The sequence below is a fragment of the Kutzneria buriramensis genome (genome assembly GCF_003387475.1).
GTDB lineage: Bacteria > Actinomycetota > Actinomycetes > Mycobacteriales > Pseudonocardiaceae > Kutzneria > Kutzneria buriramensis.
On sequence record NZ_QUNO01000021.1, the window covers coordinates 36601 to 60113 of the forward strand.

General features: G+C 70.7%; 19 protein-coding genes and 2 riboswitches. Of the genes, 11 read left to right on the forward strand and 8 right to left on the reverse strand.

The features are described 5' to 3' along the window. Positions 1-58: 58 nt before the first annotated feature. A complete protein-coding gene (locus BCF44_RS58205) occupies positions 59-2584 on the reverse strand; it encodes a discoidin domain-containing protein (RefSeq protein WP_246016181.1) in 2526 nt (841 codons plus the stop codon). Positions 2585-3008: 424 nt separating this feature from the next. On the opposite strand from BCF44_RS58205, the gene gcvH reads away from it, so the two are divergent. The 7 genes from gcvH to gcvP all read left to right on the forward strand — a co-directional run bounded on the left by gcvH (position 3009) and on the right by gcvP (position 10259). Beyond that, complete coding sequence (gcvH, locus tag BCF44_RS44700) at positions 3009-3392, forward strand: glycine cleavage system protein GcvH (RefSeq protein ID WP_116180623.1); 384 nt, start codon at positions 3009-3011, stop codon at positions 3390-3392. A 113-nt stretch (positions 3393-3505) separates the two neighbouring features. After that, complete coding sequence (gene garA / locus BCF44_RS44705; RefSeq protein WP_043715726.1) at positions 3506-3970, forward strand: glycogen accumulation regulator GarA; 465 nt, start codon at positions 3506-3508, stop codon at positions 3968-3970. Further along, positions 3967-4674, forward strand: coding sequence for a transcriptional regulator FtsR (gene ftsR / locus BCF44_RS44710; protein WP_116180624.1), 708 nt, complete (start codon positions 3967-3969; stop codon positions 4672-4674). Before garA ends, ftsR begins: the two co-directional genes overlap by 4 nt. A 123-nt stretch (positions 4675-4797) precedes the next feature. Continuing rightward, a complete protein-coding gene (locus BCF44_RS44715; protein ID WP_043715722.1) occupies positions 4798-5271 on the forward strand; it encodes a bifunctional nuclease family protein in 474 nt (157 codons plus the stop codon). 229 nt (positions 5272-5500) lie between these two features. Next, the gene (locus BCF44_RS44720; protein ID WP_116180625.1) at positions 5501-6208 is read left to right on the forward strand and encodes a peptidylprolyl isomerase; all 708 of its coding nucleotides are present in this window, start codon (positions 5501-5503) and stop codon (positions 6206-6208) included. Positions 6209-6473: 265 nt separating this feature from the next. Then, positions 6474-7031, forward strand: coding sequence for a MerR family transcriptional regulator (locus BCF44_RS44725; RefSeq protein ID WP_116180626.1), 558 nt, complete (start codon positions 6474-6476; stop codon positions 7029-7031). 84 nt (positions 7032-7115) lie between these two features. After that, positions 7116-7216, forward strand: a riboswitch (glycine riboswitch). Then, positions 7217-7329: riboswitch (glycine riboswitch) on the forward strand. A gap of 38 nt (positions 7330-7367) precedes the next feature. Further along, complete coding sequence (gene gcvP / locus BCF44_RS44730; RefSeq protein ID WP_116180627.1) at positions 7368-10259, forward strand: aminomethyl-transferring glycine dehydrogenase; 2892 nt, start codon at positions 7368-7370, stop codon at positions 10257-10259. Positions 10260-10427: 168 nt separating this feature from the next. Here gcvP and BCF44_RS44735 read toward each other — a convergent pair whose 3' ends face one another. From BCF44_RS44735 to BCF44_RS44745, 3 genes are all read right to left on the reverse strand, one after another. Next, positions 10428-10703 carry a DUF6295 family protein gene (locus BCF44_RS44735; RefSeq protein WP_116180628.1) on the reverse strand — a complete coding sequence of 92 codons (276 nt, stop codon included), beginning with the start codon at positions 10701-10703 and terminating at the stop codon, positions 10428-10430. Positions 10704-10733: 30 nt separating this feature from the next. After that, positions 10734-11480 carry a dienelactone hydrolase family protein gene (locus tag BCF44_RS44740; protein WP_116180629.1) on the reverse strand — a complete coding sequence of 249 codons (747 nt, stop codon included), beginning with the start codon at positions 11478-11480 and terminating at the stop codon, positions 10734-10736. Between the two features lie 71 nt (positions 11481-11551). Then, the gene (locus BCF44_RS44745) at positions 11552-12265 is read right to left on the reverse strand and encodes a 4'-phosphopantetheinyl transferase family protein (protein WP_170218091.1); all 714 of its coding nucleotides are present in this window, start codon (positions 12263-12265) and stop codon (positions 11552-11554) included. A 148-nt stretch (positions 12266-12413) separates the two neighbouring features. Between BCF44_RS44745 and BCF44_RS44750 the strand changes: the two genes are divergently transcribed. Both BCF44_RS44750 and BCF44_RS44755 read left to right on the forward strand, forming a co-directional pair. After that, positions 12414-14381, forward strand: coding sequence for an ABC transporter ATP-binding protein (locus tag BCF44_RS44750; protein WP_116180631.1), 1968 nt, complete (start codon positions 12414-12416; stop codon positions 14379-14381). Continuing rightward, positions 14381-14902 (forward strand): PadR family transcriptional regulator, encoded by a 522-nt coding sequence (locus BCF44_RS44755; protein ID WP_116180632.1) that lies wholly within the window; start codon positions 14381-14383, stop codon positions 14900-14902. The genes BCF44_RS44750 and BCF44_RS44755 overlap by 1 nt, the downstream gene beginning before the upstream one ends. 66 nt (positions 14903-14968) lie before the next feature. Here BCF44_RS44755 and BCF44_RS44760 read toward each other — a convergent pair whose 3' ends face one another. Next, positions 14969-16234: a glycosyltransferase 87 family protein gene (locus BCF44_RS44760; protein ID WP_170218092.1), complete on the reverse strand. Its 1266-nt coding sequence runs from the start codon at positions 16232-16234 to the stop codon at positions 14969-14971. Positions 16235-16469: 235 nt separating this feature from the next. Here BCF44_RS44760 and BCF44_RS44765 point away from each other — a divergent pair, with 235 nt between their 5' ends. Next, entirely contained in the window at positions 16470-19736 is a 3267-nt protein-coding gene (locus tag BCF44_RS44765) for a GH92 family glycosyl hydrolase (RefSeq protein WP_116180634.1), read from the forward strand. An 87-nt stretch (positions 19737-19823) separates the two neighbouring features. On the opposite strand, the gene BCF44_RS44770 is transcribed toward BCF44_RS44765, so the two are convergent. After that, positions 19824-20066 carry a DUF397 domain-containing protein gene (locus tag BCF44_RS44770; protein WP_116180635.1) on the reverse strand — a complete coding sequence of 81 codons (243 nt, stop codon included), beginning with the start codon at positions 20064-20066 and terminating at the stop codon, positions 19824-19826. Between the two features lie 269 nt (positions 20067-20335). Here BCF44_RS44770 and BCF44_RS44775 point away from each other — a divergent pair, with 269 nt between their 5' ends. Next, complete coding sequence (locus tag BCF44_RS44775; protein ID WP_147328875.1) at positions 20336-20833, forward strand: hypothetical protein; 498 nt, start codon at positions 20336-20338, stop codon at positions 20831-20833. Between the two features lie 56 nt (positions 20834-20889). Here the strand turns inward: BCF44_RS44775 and BCF44_RS44780 are convergent, their stop codons facing one another. Beyond that, on the reverse strand, positions 20890-21858 hold the full coding sequence (locus BCF44_RS44780; RefSeq protein WP_116180637.1) for a quinone oxidoreductase family protein: 969 nt from the start codon (positions 21856-21858) through the stop codon (positions 20890-20892). Between the two features lie 30 nt (positions 21859-21888). Continuing rightward, positions 21889-23499: a DUF885 domain-containing protein gene (locus BCF44_RS44785; RefSeq protein WP_246016182.1), complete on the reverse strand. Its 1611-nt coding sequence runs from the start codon at positions 23497-23499 to the stop codon at positions 21889-21891. Between the last annotated feature and the right edge of the window lie 14 nt (positions 23500-23513).

Sequence of the window (23513 nt, forward strand, 5' to 3'; positions counted from 1 at the left end):
CCACCGGAGTGTTCGGTGTCGCTCCGCGGCCGTCCGTACAAGCGGTCGCGAACAATCGCTAGGGATAGTCGGTGACGGTGGAGGGAACCGTCGCCGTGCCGACGGTCGGCGGCCCGGTGTTGTTGACGACGTGGTTGTACTCGCCGTTGCCGCCCAGCGACACCACGGTCAGGTCATGCATCCGGACGCCCGCGGTGTCGGGCACCTCGAAGCCGTGGTCCTGGCGGATGGTGGTGTCGGCGGTGTAGTTGCAGTAGCTGCCCAGCCCCCACCCCTCGTGGCTGGTCACCGGGTTCTCCACCTTGTACGCCGCGAAGCCCAGCGTGCTCCCGTTCTGCACGGCGGCCTGGTTGGGCGCGTCGTACGCCTTCTCGTTCTGGAAGAAGATCGTCCGGCCGCCGTTGCCGAACCAGTCGACGTCGTATTTCTTGAAGTGCTCGCTGAACAAGCCGGTGGCCAGCACGTTGTTCCCACGCACCACAAGGCCGTAATCGGCGGGATTCTTGTCCCAGCCGACGCCGTCGCTGTTGGCGCTGTCGCCGTGGTCGGCCCGCCACAGCCACGTGTGGTCGACGACGGTGTCGTTGCTGTCGATCTCCATCGCGGTGCCGGCGGCCGCGCGGACGTCGCCGCCGATGCGCGCGTAGACGTCCTGGAGCACGATCGGATCGGCGGCGTGGCTCACGGTCGAGCCGGCGGCGCCGACCTGGATGAGCTGCGGTGACGACACCGGGCCGGCGTCGAACAGCAGCCCGGCGACGCGCACGCCGTCGACATCGGCGACCCGCAGCGGCACGACTCCGTTGTCCGGCACGATGGTCGCCTCGCCCAGGCCCAGCACGACGGTGTCCGGCCGGGTCACCGTGATCGTCTGGTCGACGTGGTAGATGCCGGGCGTGAACAACAGGTTGAGGCCCTGCGCCAGTGCGGCGTTGATCGTCGCGGCGGTCGCGCCGGCCTTGACGACGTAGAATCGGCTCAGCGGCAGGGAAGTGCCGGGCGTGTGCCCGTTCGCCCACGACACGCCACGGGCGTCGGTCCGCTTGGACGGCACGAACACCGCGTAGCCGCCGGTGTTGTCCAGGTACAGGTACGGCTTCTCGACGGAGATCGGCGTGGTGTCCAGGGTGGTGTACGTGGGGTTGGGGAAGCCCTGCGCGGGCGCGCCCTGCACGCCGGAGAACACCTGGTTCCACACGCCGTTGGTCCAGCCGCCGATCTCGCTGTCCCGGGTGTAGTACTGCTGCTGCGAGTAGTTGCCGACGGCGCCGGAGATCCGGCTGTCGGCGATGTAGCCGCCGCTGGCCCAGCCGTAGCTGGCGGAGTCCAGGTTCATCCCGCCGCGCACGCCCATCCGGCGGAACGGCGCGGCCTGCGCGACGGCCCAGCGGTCGGTGCCGCTGACCGGGTTGAGCTCCATGTTCTCCGCGGAGCGCCAGAAGTTCTGGGTCGCGTTGCCGGCGTTCCAGCCGGCGTCGACGGTGATGTCGCCGTTGATGTCGACGGCGTCTGGGTCCCGGCCGAGGCCGGAGATCGAGGTGTAGAAGCCGATCTGGGCGTTGATGTTGTCGTACGTCCCCGGCTTGAGCAGGATCTGGTAGCGCCCGCTGCCGAACTGGGCCTTCTCCTGCTGCTGGAACAGAGCATCCAGTTGGCCCTGGAGGTTCGGCGTGTTCGGGTCGAATATCAGCACGTTCGGGCCGAGGTCGCCGCCGCCCTGGATCGGGCCGGTGGAGCCGGTGGTGTGGACCTGGAACTCCCACAGCGAGTAGCCGTAGCCGGTGGCGCGTTGGGTGCCGTAGAGCCGGATGTAGCGACCAGTGCCGTTGACGGCAACGGTTTCTGTGCCGCCGGCTCCGGTGGTCGTCGAGTAGGCGGTGGTCCAGGTGGCGCCGTCGGTGGAGAGTTGGATCTGGTACGCCTTGGCGTACGCGGTTTCCCATTGCAGGACGACCTGGCAGACGGTCATCGCCGAGCCGAGGTCGACCTGGAGCCACTGTGGATCCGAGGCGGCGCTGGACCAGCGGGTGGTCGTGTCGCCGTCGACGGCTGCCGACGCCGGCGTGCCGCCGTTCTCCTGGCTGGACGCAGTCGCCGGCCGGGCCTTCGCGGCGTTGTCGGTGCCGCAGCCCGAGCCGCCGCCGGTGCCGTAGACCTGGAACTCGAACACCGAGTAGCCGTAGCCGGTGGCGCGCTGGGTGCCGTAGAGCCGGACGTACCGCGCGTTTCCGCTCACGGCAAGGGTTTCCGTGCCGCCGGCGCCAGCACCCGTTGAATACGCGGTGGTCCAGGTCGTGCCGTCGGTGGAGAGCTGGATCTGGTACGTCCTGGCGTACGCGGCCTCCCACTGCACGACGACCTGGCCGATCGCGTCGACCGCGCCCAGGTCGACCTGGAGCCACTGCGGGTCCGCGAACCCGCTGGACCACCGGGTGCCCGGGTTGCCGTCGACCGCCGCCGACGGCGGAGTGCCGGCGTTCTCCTGACTGGACGCCGTGGCCGGTTTGCCCTGGGACAGCAGGCCGCCGGCGGCGTGGGCGGCGCCGGCCGACGCCACCAGCGTCAGACCGACCAGCAACGACATGAGCAGTGCACCGACTCTGCCACGCGGCCGGGGCCGCGACGGGACACGCATGGGGACGCTCCTCGGGACGGGGAACTGGGAACGGTGCGCCCGGCGGATTCCGAGTTCGGAGAGCGCTCTCCCAAACGAGGATCCATCGCCGTCGAAGCGCTGTCAATGGCGTCGCCGAAGCCGTCGAAAAGGACCAAACAGCCAACCGAAACGCATTGACAGAGAGCGCTCTCCAACCGGCGGTATGCGTGCCCGTGAATGACTGCTCCGGACGGGGGATATCGGGAACACTCTAGGTGTCCTTCCTTCGCCTCCGTTTGATCACGATCCAGGTACGGTGGGCACCCACGGCGGCCGGGCGGCGGCGGGGGGTGACATCCTCGACGGTGCGCCTCGACGGTCGCGATGACCAGGAAGAAGGAAGGCTCGTTAGGTGGTTCCACAGGACCTCAGGTACACCCGTGAGCACGAGTGGGTGCAGGTGACGGCGCCGGGCACGGTGCGTATCGGCATCACCGGCTACGCCCAGCAGCAGCTCGGCGACGTGGTGTTCGTCCAACTGCCCGATCTCGGCGCGCGCGTCGCCGCCGGTCAGACGCTGGGCGAGGTGGAGTCCACCAAGAGCGTGTCCGACATCTACGCGCCGCTCGCCGGCGCGGTGAGCGGCCGCAACGACGAGCTGGACGGCGCCCCGGACCTCATCAACGCCGACCCGTACGGCGAGGGCTGGCTGGTGGAGCTGGCGATCGACGACCCCGCCGCGGTCGACGCGCTGCTGTCCCCGGCCGACTACACGGAACTCACGGAGCAGGGCTGATGTCGATCTTCCAGAAGCTCTTCGGCTGGTTGGGGAGCCGCCAGGGGCGCGATCAGTCCAGCACGGTAGGTTTGAGCGGTCCCGAAGGATCCACCAGCAGGAGGCGAGCTCAGGTGAGCACGAACGACGGGCCCGGTGTTCCGCCGGAGCAGTCCCCGGAGCGGACCACTGTCTTCCGCGCCGACTTCCTCACCGACGCCGAGGGTGTCGGGGCTCCCGTCCAGGAGCCGGCCGTCGCCGGTGTCGACGCACTGCCCGCCGGGTCCGCCCTGCTGGTGGTCAAGCGCGGCCCCAACGCCGGTTCGCGGTTCCTGCTCGACCAGGACACCACCAGCGCGGGCCGGCACCCCGACAGCGACATCTTCCTCGACGACGTCACGGTCTCCCGCCGGCACGCCGAGTTCCGGCGGGAGGGCGGCGAGTTCGTGGTGATCGACGTGGGCAGCCTCAACGGCACCTACGTCAACCGCGAGCCCGTCGACCAGGCCGTGCTGGCCAACGGCGACGAGGTGCAGATCGGCAAGTTCCGCCTGGTGTTCCTCACCGGCCCGGGATCCGGGGGCCAGGGGGGCCAGTGACGTCGGCCGGGCGGCCACAGCGCGAGGGGTTGAGCATCGGGGCGGTGCTGGCGCAGCTGCGCCCCGAGTTCCCGGACGTGACCATCTCCAAGATCCGGTTCCTCGAGTCGGAGGGCCTGCTGCGCCCGGCGCGCACGCCGTCGGGCTACCGGCAGTTCACACAGGTGGACGTGGACCGGCTCCGTTACGTGCTGGCCGCCCAGCGCGATCACTACCTGCCGCTGAAGGTGATCAAGCAGCAGCTCGACGCGGCATCCGACCCCGACCAGCCGGCACGCGCGCTGGTCGGGGTCGATCGCTTACCCACGCCAGAGGACTTCGCCGCCGGGCACGAGGTGCGGATGACCCGTGAGGAACTCTTCGCCGAGACCGGCATCGATCAGCGGCTGCTGACCGAACTGGAGAACTACGGCCTGGTCCGGTCGGGCGCGGCCGGCTTCTACGACTCCGACGCCATGCTGGTCGCCCGCATCGTGGTGGCCATGGGGGAGTTCGGCATCGAGCCCCGCCACCTGCGCACCTTCAAGGTGTCCGCGGACCGCGAGGTGGGGCTGCTGCACCAGATCGTCGGGCCGATGTACCGGCAGCGCGACCCGGACGCCCGGGAGCGCGCCGACGAGATCGTCCGGGAACTGGCGTCGCTCTCGGTTGCGCTGCATACACTTCTGGTCAAGACCGGGCTCCGGGGCGTGGCGGGCGGGTGATCTTGCCGACGTGGCCGCCCCGAGCGTCGTGCCCGCATGGCGGGTAGCGTTGACGGAGTCCGTGGGGGATCCTCGTAGGTGCGGGGACGCCGAGGTTCAGCCCGCTGAGGGAGGCGATACCCGATGAGCGAGATGCGCGTCGTCGGAGTCCGGGTCGAGCTGCCCGCGAACAGCCCGATCCTGTTGCTGCGCGAGACCGATGGGGACCGCTACCTGCCGATCTGGATCGGGAACGCGGAGGCCACCGCCATCGCCATCGAGCAGCAGGGCGTGCGGCCGGCCCGGCCGCTGACCCATGACCTGCTCAAAGAGGTGATCGCCGCCCTCGGTCGGGAGCTGACCCAGGTCCGCATCACCGACCTCCAGGAAGGCACCTACTTCGCCGAGCTCGTGTTCGACGGCGGCATCAAGGTGTCCGCCCGCCCCAGCGACTCGGTCGCGCTGGCGCTGCGCGCCGGCGTGCCCATCCACGCCGAGGAATCCGTGCTGGCCGAGGCCGGCCTCGTCATTCCCGACGAGCAGGAGGACGAGGTCGAGAAGTTCCGCGAGTTCCTCGACTCGGTGTCGCCCGAGGACTTCCGCGGAGCGGAACAGTAACATTCGCCGCGTTCCGCGGCGGGCGAGGCCGCTCGTGACCGGTGCCTCGCCCTTGCGGCATTTCGAACGCCGCATCGGCTCGGTGGTGGGTTGCGTCGGGTGGCGGCGATCGAAATGCCGCGACCGTGCGAAGCACCGGCGCGGCCTCGCAGGGTTGCCGGCGCGTCCGGGGTTCGGAACCGACTTTCGTAGGGCGGCGGGGTCACGGGCCAGGCTCTAGCCTGTCCCGATGATCTCCAGTCGGGTCCTCGCGATCGCCACCGCAGCCGCCGCTCTGTGCCTGTCCGGAATCGTCACGGCCAGCGCGGCGCCCTCCGTCAACACCCTCGACGTGCCGGCCAAGCCGAAGGCGCCCGCCGTCGCCCAGGCCGACAATCCCGCCTGCGTCTACACCAAGGCCGTGCCCGCCGACAGATTCAAGGGCCTGCCCTCGTTCGACCCGGCCAAGGCGGCCAGGCCGTACACCGCCCGACTGGTCACCGACCAGGGCCTGATCAGCTTCCAGGCGCTGACCGACAAGGCGCCGTGCACGACGAACTCGTTCCGTTTCCTCGCCGAGCACAACTACTACGACTTCACGCACTGTCACCGCCTCGTCACCCAAAGAATATTCGTCCTCCAGTGCGGCGACCCGACCGGCACCGGCAGCGGCGGCCCGGGCTACTCGTTCCCGGACGAGAACCTGACCGGCGCCACCTATCCGGCCGGCACGGTGGCCATGGCCAACGCCGGCCCCAGCACCAACGGCTCGCAGTTCTTCTTCTGCACCGAGGACACGAAGCTGGCCCCGAACTACACCCCGTTCGGACGAGTCGTGGCCGGTCAGGACGTGCTCCGCAAGATCGCCGCCGGCGGCGAGGACGACCAGAACAACCCCGGCGACGGCTTCCCGAATCTGCCGGTCGACATCCTGCACGTGCAGATCGCTGGTCGATAGCGATCTCGGGGGAGTCAGCCACCCACCGTCAACGCCGTTTTCGGTTCAGTGACAGACAGTCGTCATCGTGACGACCGACTCCAGATGACGGTTTCGCCGCTCCGCGCGTCGCGTTGACCCGTCCCATGGGCGGACTTACCGTCAGAGAGGAGTCGGTCGTGACGGTGTGAACCCCCATCGTTGCGACCTTGTGACCGACGGTTCCCCAGACGGAGGACCGTCGGTTCCGGTCGCCGGTCGTCAGGCCGGTCGAGGGGAGGCTGTCGTGGTGGAGGGTGCGCCCGCCAGGGCCGAGGCCGGCGAGCAGGGAGCCCTGTTCCCGGACGCCTCGGTGCCCGACGAGCTCGTCGGCTACCGGGGGCCCGCGGCGTGCCAGATCGCCGGCATCACCTACCGGCAGCTGGACTACTGGGCCCGCACCGACCTGGTCTCGCCGACGATCCGCAGCGCGCACGGGTCGGGCAGCCAGCGGCTGTACTCGTTCAAGGACCTGCTGGTGCTCAAGGTGGTCAAGCGGCTGCTGGACACCGGCGTCTCCCTGCAGAACATCAGGGTGGCCGTCGACCACCTGCGCCGCCGCGGCGTCGCCGATCTGGCCAAAATCACCCTGTTCAGCGACGGCACGACCGTTTACGAGTGCACCTCACCGGAGGAGGTCGTCGACCTGCTCCAGGGCGGCCAGGGGGTGTTCGGCATCGCGGTCAGCGGGGCCATGCGCGAGATCAGCGGCACCATCCACGAGTTCCAGGCCGAGCGGGCCGACGGCGTGGTGGAGCCGGTCGAGGACGAGCTGACGCGCCGCCGGACCCGTCGCACCGGCTGAGCGCCGGACGTGACGGCGGTGACACGCCGCGACCGGACCCTGGGACTCCTAACCCGGCCGGGGTAAACTCGCGGGCGTAGTCGCACACCCCGTGCGGGAGAGTCCGCGCCGGTCACCAGCCGGTTCGGCGCCGAAGGAGCAAATCCTCCCCGGAACCTCTCAGGCCCAAGGACCGTACGGGACAGACGCCTCTGGAAAGAGGGCGGGTGTAACACAGCCCGCCCCGCCGACGGTGCAAGCCCACGCGAGTGGGTGAAGCTCTCAGGTGCCCGTCACGGGCGGGGACAGAGGGGGAGGGCAACGGCCCGCGCCCGTATGCCCCCGGAGGCCCGACGCATGACGACTGACCGCATTCCCCTTGCCGCGCTCGAGCACGGCACGCCCTTCGCGGACCGCCACGTCGGTCCCCGGGCCGCCGAGCTGGGCAAGATCCTGGACGTGATCGGCGTCGGCTCGCTGGAGGAACTCGCCCAGCGCGCGGTGCCGTCGGCCATCCGGTCCGACGCCCTGACGCTGAGCCTGCCGGCCCCTGCCACCGAGACCGAGGCGCTGGCCGAGCTGCGCGAGCTGGCCGACCGCAACCGGCCGATGGTCCAGATGATCGGCCTCGGCTACTACGGCACCATCACCCCCGGCGTCATCCTCCGCAACGTGCTGGAGAGCCCGGCCTGGTACACCGCCTACACGCCGTACCAGCCGGAGATCTCGCAGGGCCGGCTGGAGGCGCTGCTCAACTTCCAGACCATGGTCGGCGACCTGACCGGGCTGCCGGTCGCCAACGCGTCGATGCTGGACGAGGCGACCGCCGCCGCCGAGGCGATGACCCTGGTCCGCCGGGCCGGCAAGTCCAAGTCGACCAAGTTCGTGGTCGACGCCGACACGCTGCCGCAGACCATCGCGGTGATCGAGACCCGGGCCGAGCCGCTGGGCATCGAGGTCGTCGTCGCCGACCTGTCGCAGGGCATCGAGGGCCTCGGCCTGGGCGGCGACTTCTTCGGCGCGCTGCTGTCCTACCCCGGCGCCTCCGGCGCGCTGCGCGACCAGGAGTCCGTGATCGCGGAGATCCACGCGGCCGGCGCCGCCGCGGTCGTCGCGGCCGACCTGCTCGCGCTGACGCTGCTGCGCGCCCCCGGCGAGATCGGCGCGGACGTCGTCGTCGGCACCACGCAGCGGTTCGGCGTGCCGATGGGCTTCGGCGGCCCGCACGCCGGCTACATGGCCGTGCGCAAGGGTTTCGAGCGGCAGCTGCCGGGCCGGCTGGTCGGCGTGAGCGAGGACGCCGACGGCAACCGCGCCTACCGGCTCGCGCTCCAGACCCGTGAGCAGCACATCCGCCGCGAGAAGGCGACCAGCAACATCTGCACCGCGCAGGTGCTGCTGGCCGTGATCGCCTCGATGTACGCCGTCTACCACGGTCCGGACGGCCTCAAGGCCATCGCCACCCGGGCGCACCGGATGGCCACTGTGCTGGCCGCCGGCCTGTGCGAGGGCGGCGTGACCGTCGTGCACGGCGAGCTGTTCGACACCGTGCTGGCCGAGGTGCCCGGCCGGGCCGCCGAGATCGTGGCGAAGGCCCGGGACCTGGGCGTGAACCTGCGCCTGGTCGACGAGGACCACGTCGGCGCCGCCTGCGACGAGACCACCACCCGTCAGCACCTTTCCCTGGTGTGGCAGGCGTTCGGCGTCACCGTGTCCGATGTGGACGGTCTGGACGCGGACACCGCCGACGGCGTCCCGCCGGCCCTGCGCCGCACCAGCGAGTTCCTCACCCACCCGGTGTTCCACCAGCACCGCTCCGAGACGGCGCTGCTGCGCTACCTGCGTGCCCTGTCGGACAAGGACGTCGCGCTGGACCGCAGCATGATCCCGCTGGGCTCGTGCACCATGAAGCTCAACGCCACCACCGAGATGGAGGCCGTCACCTGGCCCGAGTTCTCGCAGCTGCACCCGTTCGCGCCGGCTTCCGACGCCGCGGGCCTGCTGTCCGTGGTGACGGACCTGGAGCAGTGGCTGGCCGAGATCACCGGCTACGACGCGGTTTCCTTGCAGCCCAACGCCGGCAGCCAGGGTGAGTTCGCCGGCCTGCTGGCGATTCGGGCCTACCACCGGTCGCAGGGGCACGGCGAGCGGGACGTCTGTCTGATCCCGGCCAGCGCGCACGGCACCAACGCCGCCAGCGCGGTGATGGCCGGCATGCGCGTCGTCGTCGTCAAGTGCGACGAGCAGGGCAACATCGACATGGACCACCTGCGCGTCACCGTCGCCGAGCACAGCGCCGACCTCGCCGCGATCATGATCACCTACCCGTCCACGCACGGCGTGTACGAGGACACCGTGCGCGAGGTCTGCGGCCTGGTGCACGACGCGGGCGGCCAGGTGTACGTGGACGGCGCCAACCTGAACGCGCTGATCGGCCTGGCCCAGTACGGGAAGTTCGGCTCCGACGTCTCGCACCTGAACCTGCACAAGACGTTCTGCATCCCGCACGGCGGCGGCGGCCCGGGCGTCGGCCCGATCGGCGTGCGCGCGCACCTCGCGCCGTTCCTGCCCAACCACCCGCTCCAGCCGGCCGCCGGCCCGGCGACCGGCGTCGGCCCGATCAGCGCCGCCCCGTGGGGCAGCGCCTCGATCCTGCCGATCTCCTGGGCGTACGTGCGGATGATGGGCGCGGACGGCCTGCGCCGGGCCACCCTGACCGCGGTCGCCGCGGCCAACTACGTGGCCCGCCGGCTCGACGAGTACTTCCCGGTGCTCTACGTCGGCGAGGGCGGCTTCGTCGCCCACGAGTGCATCCTCGACCTGCGCGGCATCACCAAGGCGACCGGCGTGACCGTCGACGACGTGGCCAAGCGGCTGGCCGACTACGGCCTGCACGCGCCGACCATGTCGTTCCCGGTGGCCGGCACGCTGATGGTGGAGCCGACCGAGAGCGAGGACCTGGCCGAGCTGGACCGCTTCTGCGACGCCATGATCGCCATCCGGCGGGAGATCGACCGGGTCGGCTCGGGCGAGTGGCCGGTGGACGACAACCCGCTGCGCAACGCCCCGCACACCGCGGCCTGCCTGACCGAGCAGGAGTGGAAGCACCCGTACACTCGGCACGAGGCCGTGTTCCCGGCCGGCGTCGGCGCGCCGAAGATCTGGCCGCCGGTCCGGCGCATCGACGGCGCCAAGGGCGACCGCAACCTGGTCTGCTCCTGCCCGCCGCTGGACGCCTACCAGAGCTGAACCCCCGCGAGTCGCGCTCTCAGGCTCACCGAATGACGGTTTCGGGCAGAAACGAGACTGCGGTCTTGGATCTGCCTGAAACCGTCATTCGGTGTGACGCTGGGCGGGACTCGCGGGGGTGTGCCTGAGAGCCGCATTCGGTGGGACCGAGAGCGCGACTCGCGGGGGTTAGGGCTGGTTTTCGGAGGCTATGCCGGCGGGGGCGTGGTCCAGGGCCGCCGTGATGGCGGCGGCCAGCGCGCGGGCCGCCTCCTCGGTCAGCTCCACCGCCACCCGCGCGCCCGGGCCCTCGGCCGGGTTCAGGAAGTCGATGTTCAGCGTGTGCGTGTAGCGGGCGTGCGTGGGGTGGTCCACGTAGACCGAGCCGTCGGTCAGCCGGAACCAGCCCGCCGCGCCCTTGCCGGCGCCGTCGAGGACTACCTTCTCCGTCAGGTACGTGCACATCGGACTGTCCTCCCAGGACGATCGGGCCGGTCAGGACGCCAGGTGGCGGCCGTAGAATTCGAACACCTTCTGCCAGCCCTCGGCCGCGGCCTCGGACCGGTAGCTGGGCCGCTCCACCGAGAAGAACGAGTGGCCCGCGCCCTCGAAGGTGTGGAATTCGGTGGTCTTGCCGTGCCGCTTGAGCTCCGCCTCCAGCTCGGCGGTCTCCGCCGGCGACGGGTACTGGTCGTCCGCCCCGAACAGGCCCAGCAGCGGGCTGGACAGGTTGGGCGCCAGCTCCAGCAGCGGCGTCATGGCGGTCATGCCCCACGCCGGGTCGGGCGTGCGGGTCACGAACGCGCCGTAGCAGTCGACGGCCGCGTCCACCTTGAGCGAGCACGCCACGAGGAACGTGTGCCGGCCGCCCGAGCAGTAGCCGATCACGCCGACCTTGCCGTTGCTGGACTCCAGCGACTTCAGGTGCTCGATCGCGCCGTTCGCGTCGCCCACCACCTGCGAGTCCGGCACCCCGCCCTGCGCCCGCGCGGCCGCCGCCGCGTCGTCGGGGCTGGCGCCGGGGGCCACGCGGTAGAACAGGTTGGGGGCGATGGCGTTGTAGCCGTTCACCGCGAACCTGCGGACGATCTCCTTGCTGCCCTCGTCGTAGCCGGGCATGTGGTGGATCACCAGCACGCCGCCGCGCGGCGTGGTGTCCAGTGGCCTGGCCAGGTAGGCCTCGATCTCGTCACCGTTGTCGCCCTTGATGGTGATGGTCTCGGCCAGCATCGCGTCGGACACGTCTGTCCCTCCGGTAGTTCCTGAACGTTCCCACCGTACCGGAGCGTACGGTCCGCTTATGGCTGTTCTGCTCACAGCAGCAGATCGGCGTGCAGTTCGTGCACGCGCAGCGGGGCACCGGTGAGCACGGCGACGGCCGCGTGGTGGCGCTGCCCGGGCGTCAGGTCGGCCAGCCGCACCTGGTCGACGGGGATCCCCAGCGGCCAGGCCAGCAGCGAGGGCGGCCGGTCGGCGGGGGTGACCTCGATCCGGCTCATGGGCATCCGCAGCCCGCGCCCGGTGGCCTTGAGCAGCGCCTCCTTGCGCACCCACAGCCGCGGGAAGTCGATGCCCGGCTGGTCCGACAGGGCCGCGAGTTCCCTGGCGCTGAGCGTGTTCTCGGCGAGCTCGTGGTCGAAGTGCCCGATGAGCGGGGCGTGTTCGACGTCCACGCCGACGTCGCCGAGCCGGGTCAGCGCGACGGCGACGAGGGAACCGGCGTGGGAGACGGAGACCTCGATGCCGACGGCGTCGGGCAGCCGGGGGCGGCCGTGCTGCTGGCCGCAGTCGGCGCAGGTGCGGTCGATCAGCACGTCGCCGGGGCGCTCGCCGGTGATCCGGGCGACGGCGGTCCGCAGCAGCCAGGCGCCGGTGAGCGACCGGAGCCGGTCCACGCGCTGCCGGTACCGGCCGGCCCGGCGCTGCTCGGCCTCGGGCACCACGGTCGTCAGCAGGGACTTGGGCACCTGGTCGGGGCGGGCCCACCAGATCCGGCACTCGTCGTCGAGCAACTGGTCAGCAGCCACGTTTGCCACGGTAGGGGAGCTTTCGAGGGCTATTCCGGTGACTTCGGCGTCCGATCCGGTGTACCGTGCGCACCAATCGAGTTCGACCTGTCGAATTGGACTTGTGGGGGGATTTGTGACGAGGGGTGGCGGCCGCCGCGGGGCGCTGATGGCCCGCGCGACGGCGGTGCCGGACAGCGGGCTCACGGGATCGGTGGACATCCCCGACCCGGCGCCGGAGAACGAGCCGAAGGACCTGCGGTCCCGGCTCAAGCGGGTCCGCCGGTCGGTCGGCGGCCTGCTCAAGGGGCTGCCGCGGGTGGTCAAGCTGGCCTGGGACGCGGGCCGCTGGCCGACGCTGTGGCTGGTCTTCGCCACCATCGTCGGCGGCCTCACGCCGACGGCCACGGCGTACATCTCCAAGCTGCTGATCGACTCGGTGACCGGCGCGATCCGGGTGCACGCCGAGCACCTGCCCGACCAGGTGCGGCTCGGCCCGTTCGAGCTGACCACCGTGCAGGCGCTGATCGCGGTGGCGGTGCTCCAGTTACTGGTGTACGTGCTGAACGCGCTGATGACGGCGGCGTCCACGATCAGTCAGCAGCTGCTGTCCGACCGGGTGTCGCAGACGATCCGGCTGCGCGTGATGGCCCACGCCAGCCGCCTGGACCTGTCGTTCTTCGAGGGCTCGGCGTCCTACGACCTGATCCGGCAGGCGCAGGACGAGGCGCCGTCCCGGCCGGTGGCCATGCTGACCTCGGTGTTCAGCCTGATCCGCACCGGCATCACCTTCGTCAGCATGATCGCGCTGCTGCTGTCGATCAGCCCGCTGCTGGCGCTGCTCGCGGTCCTGTCGCCGATCCCGGCGTTCATCGCCGACTCCCGCTACGGCGCGCGCAGCTACCGGTTCGCGGTGTGGACCTCGCCGATCCGCCGCCGCATGGACTATCTGTCCACTCTGGTCACCACCGACACGTACGCCAAGGAGGTCAAGCTCTTCGGCCTCGGCGACTACCTGGTGGACCGGTTCCGCAGGATCAGCGCCGTCTACTTCGGACGGCAGCGCAAACTGGTCACCGACCGGAACCTGCGCGGCACGGCCTGGGGCCTGGTCACCACGATCACCGGTTCGCTGACGTACCTGTACATCGCGCTGGAGGCGGTCAACGGCCGGCTCACGGTCGGCGACCTGCTGCTGTACACGCAGGCGTCGAACTCGGTGCAGCAGTCGGTGTCCCAGCTGTTCAGCGGCTTCACCGGCATGTACGAGAACAACCTCTACCTGGACAACCTGTACAAGCTGCTGGCCACCGAGCCGGAGGTGGTCGCGCCGGCCAAGCCGCGGCCCCTGCCGAGCCCGGTGCTGGGGCACGTCGTGTTCGAGGACGTCACGTTCAGCTACCCGGGCACGGATTCAGTGGCGCTGGGCGGGGTCAGCTTCGAGATCCGGCCCGGCCAGACCACCGCCGTGGTCGGCCGCAACGGGGCCGGCAAGTCCACGCTGTTCAAGCTGCTGTGCCGGCTGTACGACCCCGACTCCGGCCGGATCCTGTTGGACGGCATCGACATCCGCGAGTTCGACCCGGACGAGCTGCGCCGCCACATCAGCGCGATGTTCCAGGACTACGTGACGTACCAGGCGAGCGCGTCGGAGAACATCGGAGTCGGCGACATCGACCACGTCACGGACGGGCCGCTGATCGAGCGCTCGGCCGAGGCCGGCGGCGCCGACGAGCTGATCGCCGGCCTGTCCCGCGGCATGGCCACGCCGCTGGGCCGCTGGTTCAACGAGGGCGCGAACCTGTCCGGCGGCGAGTGGCAGAAGATCGCGCTGAGCCGGGCGTTCATGCGCGACTCCCCGCTGCTGATCCTGGACGAGCCGACGTCCGCGCTGGACGCGCAGGCCGAGTACGACCTGTTCGCCCGGCTGCGCAACCTCTCGCACGGCCGCACCACGCTCTACATCTCGCACCGGTTCTCCACGGTCCGCCAGGCCGACCGGATCCTGTTGCTGGAGCACGGATCGCTCGCCGAGTACGGCACCCACGACGAGCTGATGGCCGCCGACCAGGGCTACGCGCACCTGTTCCGGTTGCAGGCCTCGGCGTACCTGGACGTGCCGGAGGAGAAGGTCTGATGTCGCTGCGGCACGCCCTGCTCGGGCTGCTCAACCTCGGCCCCAACAGCGGCTACGCGCTGGCCAAGCTGTTCGAGGACCCGTTGCGGCAGATCTGGAACGCCCGCAGCCACCAGCTCTACCCGGAGCTGGCCCGGCTGGCCGCGGACGGGCACGTGGACGTCGTCGAGGAGGGCGCCCGCGGCAAGCGCGTGTACACGATCACCGAGGAGGGCCGGGCCGAGCTGCGGCACTGGCTGGTCGACGTGGAGCCGGACCGCACCATGCGCAGCGAGACGTACCTGCGCGCGTGGCTGCTGTCGATCGCGCTGAGCCGGGACGACGCGTTGTGCGTGCTGGACAAGGACATCGCGGCGCTGCGCGCGCGGCGGGAGGGCATCCTCTCGGTGCTGGAACGCAGCGCCGCGATCTCCCCGCCGTACGGGCCGCACAACCTGTCGATCGACCTGTCGCTGCGCCTGACCGACGCCATGCTGGGCTGGTCGGAGGAGGCCGCGCGGCGGATCGCCGGGCGGCCGTAACGCCGATCGGCCCACGACGAAAGAAGGGTATGGACTGGGAACTCCTCATCGACATCTTCGCGCGGTCTATCGATCGGACGGATCCGCCGCAGCCGGCCGAGCCCGAGCCGGCGCCGGTGAGCCGCTCCTGACCACGTCGAGCCCGAAGGCCAGCACGGCGAGCATGCCGAGCCCCAGCCAGACGTAGGCGGCGCCGGGCAGGTGCTGCCACAGGGACCAGCCGAGCTCCTGGTCGCCGCTCGACGGCAGCCAGCCGTACGGGGGCCCGAACCAGAACACCGCGGCCGCGCCGAGCAGCAGCGGCACGCGGCGCCAGGCCCGGTCGCGCCACAGCTGCCAGCCGAACGCCATGAACGCGGGCACCACCCAGACCCAGTGGTGGGACCAGGAGATCGGCGACACGAGCAGCCCGGCGGCGGCGATCGCGACCAGCGCGACGACGTCGTCACGGGCCCGGCTCGCGGCCCGCCAGGCCAGGGCCAGCACCATCGCCGCCAGCACGACCCACACCAGCGTCTGCATGGACCCCAGGGCGGGCAGCCGATACAGCTCGGCCCGGATGGACTCGTTGGTCATGATGGACAGGGTGGTGATCCGGCCGGGGTTGAGCATGGCGGTGAACCAGAACTCGACGGAGTCCTTGGGCGCCAGCAGGAAGCCGAGCAACGCGAACCCGGCGAACGATGCGACGGCGGTGATGGCCGACCGCCGGTCGCGTTTGACCAGGAAGTACACGATGAACACGGCGGGCGTCAGCTTGATCGCGGCGGCGAGTCCGACCAGCACGCCCCGGAACCGTCGCACCGCAAGGCAATCCACCACGACCAGCGCCATCAGCGCGAGGTTGACCTGCCCGTAGCCGAACGTCGTCCGCACCGGCTCCACGGTCAGCGCGAGTGCCGCGGCTGCCGGCCCGAGCGTCCACCTCAAACGGTGTTCCAGCTTGCCGGCCACCACGACCGTCACCGTCGACAGCCCGACGAAACTGGCCACCGTGACCAGTGTCTCGGTCAGCCAGAGCGGCATCGCAGCGAGTACGCCGAAGAGTACGGCGGCCACCGGGGGATAGGTGAAGGGCAGGTTCGGGCCGCCCAGCGGACCGGGAAAGCCCACGTAGAGCGGGATTCCCCGGAGCCAGGCCAGGCCGCCGTTGCGGTACACCTGGAGGTCAAGCATGTCGTGACCGCGCAGCCATACCAGGTGGACGGTCAGCCACGCCAACGTTGTCGCCCAGGCGGCAAAGGCGAAGCGTCGGGCGACGCGCCGGCGGCGCTCGGCGCCGAGTGACTCCGTCAGCCGGAGCCGGCCGGCCGTGAAGGCCTCTGTGGACATTGGCGGCACGAGGCTGGCCAACCTTGCGACGAGCGCGGTTTCCATCGACACGAACGCTTGTTGGCCGCAGCTCCGGGGAGCGTTCCCGACATGGCGGGGAAAGGTGATGCAGAGTGGTCGGCCGGTCACGGATCGCCGACGAATGGCGCTTGACGGGAGTGTCCGCCACTGATTGTCTCCAAGCGGTCACCCAGCGGCTCGGGTGACAACGTTGTCAGCGAAGGGAAGGCATTCGATGCGGCGAACCCTGGGGCTGGTACTCCCGCTCGCGTTAGCCGTCGGCGCCCTCGCCGCCGCACCCGCGAGCGCGGAGATTGATCATGGCTCCGACCTGGCGGCCCATGTCAACCCGTTCGTCGGCGCGGCCGCCGGCCAACAGGCCGACAGCAACAGCTACGCCGGCGACACGTTCCCGGGCGCCGACGTGCCGTTCGGCATGGTGCAGTGGAGCCCGGACAATCCGCTGGAACCCAAGGCGCCGGACGGCGTCGGCCGGTACTACGTGCGCGACCGTGACAGCGGCTACGCGTGGGAGGAGAACCGGCTCAGAGGCTTCAGCCTGACCCACTTCAACGGCGCCGGCTGCGGCGGCGCGGCCGGCGACCTGCCCTTCATCCCGTACGCCGGGCAGGTCACCACCTCGCCGGCGGCGGACCAGGCGCACTACTACTCGACCTTCTCACACGCCAACGAGTCCGCGTCGCCGGGGCGTTACAAGGTCACCACCGACGCCGGCGTCACCACCGAGCTCACCGCGACCCTGCACTCCGGCATGGGCCGTTTTTCCTTCCCCGCCAACGCCCCCGCGACGCTGCTGGTGGACACCGCCGACTCCGCGATGGGCAGCGACGACGCCTCGGTCACCGTGAACGCGGCCAGCCGCACGATCTCCGGCTGGGTGTCGAGCGGCCACTTCTGCGGCGGGCCGAACAAGTACAAGGTCTACTTCACCGCCGCCTTCGACCAGCCGTTCGCCACGGTCGGCACCTGGCAGAACAACACCGTCACGCCCGGCGGCACCCAGGCCCACGGCGGCAACCTCAGCAACACCACCTGGGACAAGCAGGTCGTCACCGCCGACGGTGGCTCCGGTGCTTACGTGACGTTCAAGCCGGGCACCACCGTACAGGCCCGGGTCGGACTGTCCTATGTGGACCCCGCCGGCGCCGACGACAACGTGCGGACCGAGCAGGGGAACCGGAGCTTCGACCAGCTGGTCCGACAGGCCCGGCAGGCGTGGAACGACCGGCTGGGCCAGGTCCGGATCGGCGGCGGCAGCAACGACCAGCTCACCACGTTCTACACCGCGCTCTATCACACCCTGTTGCAGCCCAACGTCTTCTCCGACGTCGACGGCCGCTACATCGGCTTCGACAACCAGATCCACCGGCAGCCGCCGGGGCACGCCCAGTACGCCAACTTCTCCGGCTGGGACGTCTACCGTGACGAGATCCAGCTGCTCGCACTGCTTGCCCCGCACGAGACCTCGGACATCGCGCAGTCGCTGTACAACCAGGCGACGCAGGCCGGCGGCATCTGGGACCGCTGGTCGCAGAACAACGACTTCATGGGCGTGATGGCCGGCGACCCGTACCACTCGATGATCGCCAGCGCGTATGCCCTCGGCGCCAAGGACTTCGACGTCCGCGGCGCGCTCACCTCGATGGTCGCCGGCGCGACCCGTATCCAGAAACCGGGGGAGCGTGCGCTGGAACGGCCGGGGCTGTGGGACTACGAGACCCTCGGCTACCACGCCGGCAACGTCTCGGACATGCTGGAGGACACCACCGCCGACTTCGGCATCGCGCAGCTGGCGCAGCGGCTGGGCAAGCCGGACGTGTACCGGCAGTTCATGGCCCGATCCCAGTACTGGGAGAACGTCTACAACCCGGACACCGGCTACCTCCAGACGCGGGACCGCACCGGGCAGTTCGCCGGCCCCTTCGACCCGGCCGAGCACCAGGAGTTCCAGTACCAGGAGGGCAATGCCGCCCAGTACACGTGGATGGTGCCGTACAACGTGTCCGGGCTGTTCACCGCGATGGGCGGGTCGACGGCCGTGACCAAGCGGCTGGACTACTTCTTCACCCAGCTCAACAGCTCCCCGGACCAGCCGTTCGCCTGGATGGCCAACGAGCCGTCGTTCGAGGTGCCGTGGGAGTACTCCTACGCCGGCGCGCCGGCCAAGACCGCCGACGTGGTGCGGCGCAGCGCCGAGCAGCTGTTCAGGCCGACCGTGGACGGCCTGCCCGGCAACGACGATCTCGGCGCCACCTCGTCGTGGTACGTGTGGGCGGCGCTGGGCATGTACCCGGAGGCGCCGGGCCGCGCCGAGCTGGTGCTGGCCAGCCCGCTGTTCCCGAAGATCACCATCACCCGCGAGGGCGGGCAGCGCATCGAGGTCACCGCGCCGGGGGCGTCGTCGGCCAACAAGTACGTGCAGTCGTTGCGGGTCAACGGAAAGCCGAGCGACAAGCCGTGGGTGCCGGAGTCGTTCCCGGTGAACGGCGGCCGCCTGGACTACACGCTCGGGTCGACCCCCAGCCCGACCTGGGGCACCAGCCCGCAGGACGCCCCGCCGTCGTTCCGTGACGGCGAGGTGCCCGTGCGGGGAGCGGTGTCCGGCACGGTGAAGCTGGCGCCCGGCGAGTCGGCGACCGCGACCGTGCGGGCTGAGGGCCTCACGGCCGCGGGAACCGTTACGTGGCAGGCGAAGCCGCCGGCCGGCATCACGGTGACGCCGTCCAGCGGCACATTGACGGTTGGCTCGAACGGCAAGGCGACCCAGGCCGTCACGGTGAGCGCGGCCGCCGGTCTGGCGGACACCTACGCCACGATTCCGGTTTCCTTCACCGGATCCGGCGCTCAGCAGCTACCCGCGCAGCTTTCCGTCGACGTGGCGACGGCGGACTCGTTCGACGCGGCGGCGTCCAACGTCGGTGTGGCTGACGACACCAAGGTGTGGCTGGGCAACTTCGGCGGCACCAGCCTGTATCCGGGCGGGTTCTCGTACTCGGCGCAGCAGTTGGCCGCCAAGGGGATCACGCCCGGTGGGTCGGTGGACGGCTTTACCTGGCCGGCCGCCGCCGGCACCGGCGCGCCGGACAACGTCGTCGCGAATGGCCAGACGATCCAGCTGAACGCGCCCGCCACCGCGACCAAGCTGGCATTCCTCGGTTCGGCCACCGGCGGCGACGCCACCGGCAAGGTGACCATCACCTACACCGACGGCAGCACCCAGGCGGCCGACCTCGGGTTGTCGGAGTGGCTGCTGCAAGGCGGCGCCGAGCAGCCGCAGTTCGGGAACACCGTGGTCACGAGCACGCCGTACATCGATTCGGCGTTCCCGCGGTACGGGTTCCGGTATCACCGGCCGTACACGTCCTACCTGTTCGCCACCGCGCCGATCGCGCTGGCGCCGGGCAAGCAGGTTCGCGCCGTCACGCTGCCGGCGGGTACTTCCGGCGGCGCGGCGCATGTGTTCGCCGTGTCCGTGAGCTAGGCTCGCTTCCGGCTCATTGTCCCGGGTCCTCGGGCGGGCCTGCGGTGGCCTCCTGTTGACGCAGGAGGCCACCCCGCCTATCGGGCGTCAGGCCAGGTCGTCGAACTCACCGTCCCTGGCGCCGTCGACGAAGGCCGCGATCTCGGCCGGCGTGTAGACCAGCGCCGGTCCGTCCGGGAACCGCGAGTTTCGGACCGCGACGTCGCCGTTGGCCAGGCGCGCCACCTCGACGCAGTTGCCGACCGCGCCGCTGTAGCTGCTCTTGCGCCAGGCCACGCCCGTCAGATCGGTAGCGGACATGCCGTTGTGGAATTCGTTCTGGTCTGCCATGACCCCTCCCGGTCACTAGCTGTTCCAGTGCACATGCACGTGCAGGGGCGCGTGCACATGCTGACCGTAGCAGCTAATCGTGCACGTGCATATGGCTGTGCAGTCGGTGGCCGCCGCTGACCAGCCGCTCCGACCTGCATGTGTCATGCGATCGGGTGATCTGGACGCGCAACGGTGGCCGCCGTTGTTGTGAGGTTCCCCCCGTAGCCCCGTGATCACGCACTGCGACACGATCGAGGCGGATCCACCGATTCCAGGGAGGGAAATCGATGAATATCCGTACTCTCGCCGCGCTGCCCGTGGCCGCCGCGATCGCCGTGCTGGCCGTGCCGGCCGCCTTCGCCGACACCACCCCGGTGGCCAGCATCGACATCACCACCACGCCCGGCTCGTTCCCGGTGACGTCCGCCGTGCACTGGGCCGCGCCGGACCAGGAGGTCCTCGTCAGCGACCGCGCCAACACCCTCAGGGCGCAGGGGGGCGCCGGCTTCGACTACATCGGTGTCGAACTGCGCGGCCCGAACGGCGCGCCGCTCCAGGCCGGCACGTACAACACCGTCGGCGACCCGCACTCGCACCCGGAGCTGGCCAGCGTGCTGGTCATCTCCAACGGCCTCGGCTGCTACGCCGAGGAGGGCGGCTTCACCGTCGACCGCATCGAGTTCGACCCGTCCACCTCGGTGCTGACCGCCTTCGACGGCAGCTACGACCACCGTTGCGCCGGCAGCACCGGCGCCGACCACGGTGAGATCCACTTCCAGCGGTGACGCAGTGGAGGGGGCTTTCCTGGCGTTCAAAGCCAGGAAAGCCCCCTTCCGAGCACTCAGGGGATCAGCAGCAGCTTGCCGGTGGTGCGGCGGGCCTGGAGGTCCTCGTGGGACCGGGCGGCGTCGGCCAGCGGGTAGCGGTTGCTGATGCGGATGGTGAGCCGCCCCGACTGGATGCCGGCGAAGATCTCGCCGGAGCGCCAGCCGAGCTCCTCCTGGGTGAGGGTGTGGTGCGCGAGCGTGGGCCGGGTGACGAACAGCGACCCGGCGGCGTTGAGACGCTGGAGGTCGAACGGCGGCACGGGCCCGCTGGCCGCGCCGTACAGGGCGAGCGTGCCCCGGATGCGCAGGCTGGCCAGGCTGGCGTCGAACGTGTCCTTGCCGACGCCGTCGTAGACGACGGCCACGCCCTGCCCGTCGGTGAGCCGCCGCACCTCCGGCGCGATCTCGGTCTCGGTGTACCGGATGATCTCGTCGGCGCCGGCCTCGCGGGCCAGCTTCTCCTTCTCGTCGGTCGACACGGTGCCGATGACCCGGCCGCCCAGGGCCTTGATCTGCTGGGTGAGCAGCAGCCCCATGCCGCCCGCGGCGGCGTGCACGAGCGCGGTGTCGCCGGCCTGCACGGGGTACGTGGAGCGGGTCAGGTAGTGCGCGGTCATGCCCTGGAGCATCGAACCGGCGGCGACGTCCAGCTCCACGCCGTCGGGCACGCTCACGGCGACGGCCTCGGGCACCCGGGTCAGCTCCGCGTAGCTGCCGATCGCGCTGGCCCACGCCACCCGGTCGCCGACCTTGAACCGGCTGACGCCGTCACCGACGGCCACCACCTCGCCGGCGCCCTCGAGCCCCGGCACGAACGGCAGCGGCATCGGATACGCGCCGGTCCGGTGATACGTGTCGATGTAGTTCACGCCTGCGGCGGCCACCCGGACCAGCAGCTCGCCCGCGCCCGGCGTCGGATCGGCCACCTCGGCCACCCGCAGCGCCTCGGGACCGCCGGGGGATTCGACCTGTACCGCCCGCATGGGCTCTCCTCCTGAGTTAGGACGTCTTTCTCAGCGCCAACCAGCTTGCTCGCCGGGTTGTTCCAGCACCACACGACGCGCCAGCCCGAGCGGCAGCGCGCCGGAGCCGGCGATCCGGTCGTGGAACGACTTGAGGGTGCCCAGCCCGCGGGCCAGGAACTCGTCCCGAGTGGCCTCGATCTCCAGGGCACCGGTCAGATAGGACGGAGCCTGCGTCGGCCACGCGCAGTACCGGCTGACCTCGACCTTGGCCGTGCCGGCCGTGTGCGTGTACCTGGTGGTCATGAACTCCTCGGCCTGCGCCACGGTCATGTCGCCGCAGTGCAGCTCGGTGTCGACGATGATCCGCGCCGCCCGGAACAGCCGGAAGTCCAGGTGCGCGAGCAGCTGGCCGGTGGTCTCGTAGTAGCCCTGCTCACGCATCATGCGCTCCGCGTACAGCGCCCAGCCCTCGGCGAAGTACGAGGTGCGGAACACCTTGCGCACCGGCCGCGGATTGCCGGCGTGCCACGAGAAGTGCCAGTGGTGCCCGGGATACGCCTCGTGCACGGCCATCGCCCGCAGGTGGTCGTACGCGTTGGTGCGTAGGCGCTGCTCGACCTGCTCCGGGGTGGCGCCGTCCGGCGTGAACGGCACGAGGTGGTGGCCGATGCGGGACGCCGTCATCGCGGGCGATGGCATGTAGGCCGGCACCGCGAACAGCGGCCGCAGGAACGTCGGGGTCGGCACCACCCGGCACTCCTCGCCCTCGGCGAAGGTCACCAGGTCCCGCTCGCGCAGGAACCGCCGCGCGCGCTCGGTCTCCTCGGTGACGGCCTCGAGCAGCGCGTCCAGCGTCGGCGGGTGGTTGTCCTGGAGAGCCCGCACCGCCGCCCGCCAGTCGCCGCCGGCCAGCTCCGTGGCCTCCGCGTGCAGCTCCGCGTACGCTGCTTCGCCGCGCGCGTGCAGTTCGGACGCGCCGTAGCCGAGCAGCTCGTACTCGGTGAGCAGCGTCGAGTACAGCTTCTCGCCCATCCGCCAGTCGCCGGTCGCCCGGTTCGCGAACTCGTCGAGGTACGCGGCCAGCGCGTCGGCGGCGTCCGCGGCCTTCTCACCGGCCTCGACCAGCCGGGCCCGGTCCTTCTCGTTCTCGACGCCACCCGGCAGCACGGCGGTGAGGAACTGTCGGGTCGTGCGCAGCTGGTCCAGGGCGCGGCGGACGATCAGCGGCGAGGCCAGCTCCGCGTCCAGGTTGGCCCGGCAGGCCGCGTACACGCCGGGCAGCTCGGCCAGCCGGCTCAGCGCCGAGGCCACCAGCTCCGGCTCCGGGCGCAGGCGGTGCTGGAACGAGGCGTGCAGCACGGAGAGCATCTCTCCCACGTACACGGCGGGGTCGCGCCGCCACGCCGGCCAGTCGGCGCGGGCCCGCTGGCCGCGCAGGTGGGCGAGCACCAGCTCGTGGTCGATGAGGTCGCTGAACTCGGTCGGCGCGGCGGCGTCGGTGAACCGCGTCAGCCATTCGGCGTGCGCCCGTTCCCGGGCCAGGAAACCGGCCTCGGAATGGTCGCCCAGCGTGTTGTCGTGCTCGGTGAGGCCGAGATAGGAGGCGGTCATCGGGTGCGCGGGCAGGTACCAGTCGAGGAATGAGGTAACGAGCGTCACTGCGCCCAATCTAG

Excerpts from the sequence above, each read along its gene's own strand:
- BCF44_RS44780 (WP_116180637.1), bottom strand. The coding sequence starts at position 21,858 with ATGCGGGCGGTACAGGTCGAATCCCCCGGCGGTCCCGAGGCGCTGCGG.
- gcvP (WP_116180627.1), top strand. The coding sequence starts at position 7,368 with ATGACGACTGACCGCATTCCCCTTGCCGCGCTCGAGCACGGCACGCCC.
- BCF44_RS44720 (WP_116180625.1), top strand. The coding sequence starts at position 5,501 with ATGATCTCCAGTCGGGTCCTCGCGATCGCCACCGCAGCCGCCGCTCTG.
- BCF44_RS44760 (WP_170218092.1), bottom strand. The coding sequence starts at position 16,234 with ATGTCCACAGAGGCCTTCACGGCCGGCCGGCTCCGGCTGACGGAGTCA.
- BCF44_RS44755 (WP_116180632.1), top strand. The coding sequence starts at position 14,381 with ATGTCGCTGCGGCACGCCCTGCTCGGGCTGCTCAACCTCGGCCCCAAC.
- BCF44_RS44765 (WP_116180634.1), top strand. The coding sequence starts at position 16,470 with ATGCGGCGAACCCTGGGGCTGGTACTCCCGCTCGCGTTAGCCGTCGGC.
- BCF44_RS58205 (WP_246016181.1), bottom strand. The coding sequence starts at position 2,584 with ATGTCGTTGCTGGTCGGTCTGACGCTGGTGGCGTCGGCCGGCGCCGCC.
- BCF44_RS44770 (WP_116180635.1), bottom strand. The coding sequence starts at position 20,066 with ATGGCAGACCAGAACGAATTCCACAACGGCATGTCCGCTACCGATCTG.
- BCF44_RS44735 (WP_116180628.1), bottom strand. The coding sequence starts at position 10,703 with ATGTGCACGTACCTGACGGAGAAGGTAGTCCTCGACGGCGCCGGCAAG.
- BCF44_RS44775 (WP_147328875.1), top strand. The coding sequence starts at position 20,336 with ATGAATATCCGTACTCTCGCCGCGCTGCCCGTGGCCGCCGCGATCGCC.
- BCF44_RS44715 (WP_043715722.1), top strand. The coding sequence starts at position 4,798 with ATGAGCGAGATGCGCGTCGTCGGAGTCCGGGTCGAGCTGCCCGCGAAC.
- BCF44_RS44750 (WP_116180631.1), top strand. The coding sequence starts at position 12,414 with ATGGCCCGCGCGACGGCGGTGCCGGACAGCGGGCTCACGGGATCGGTG.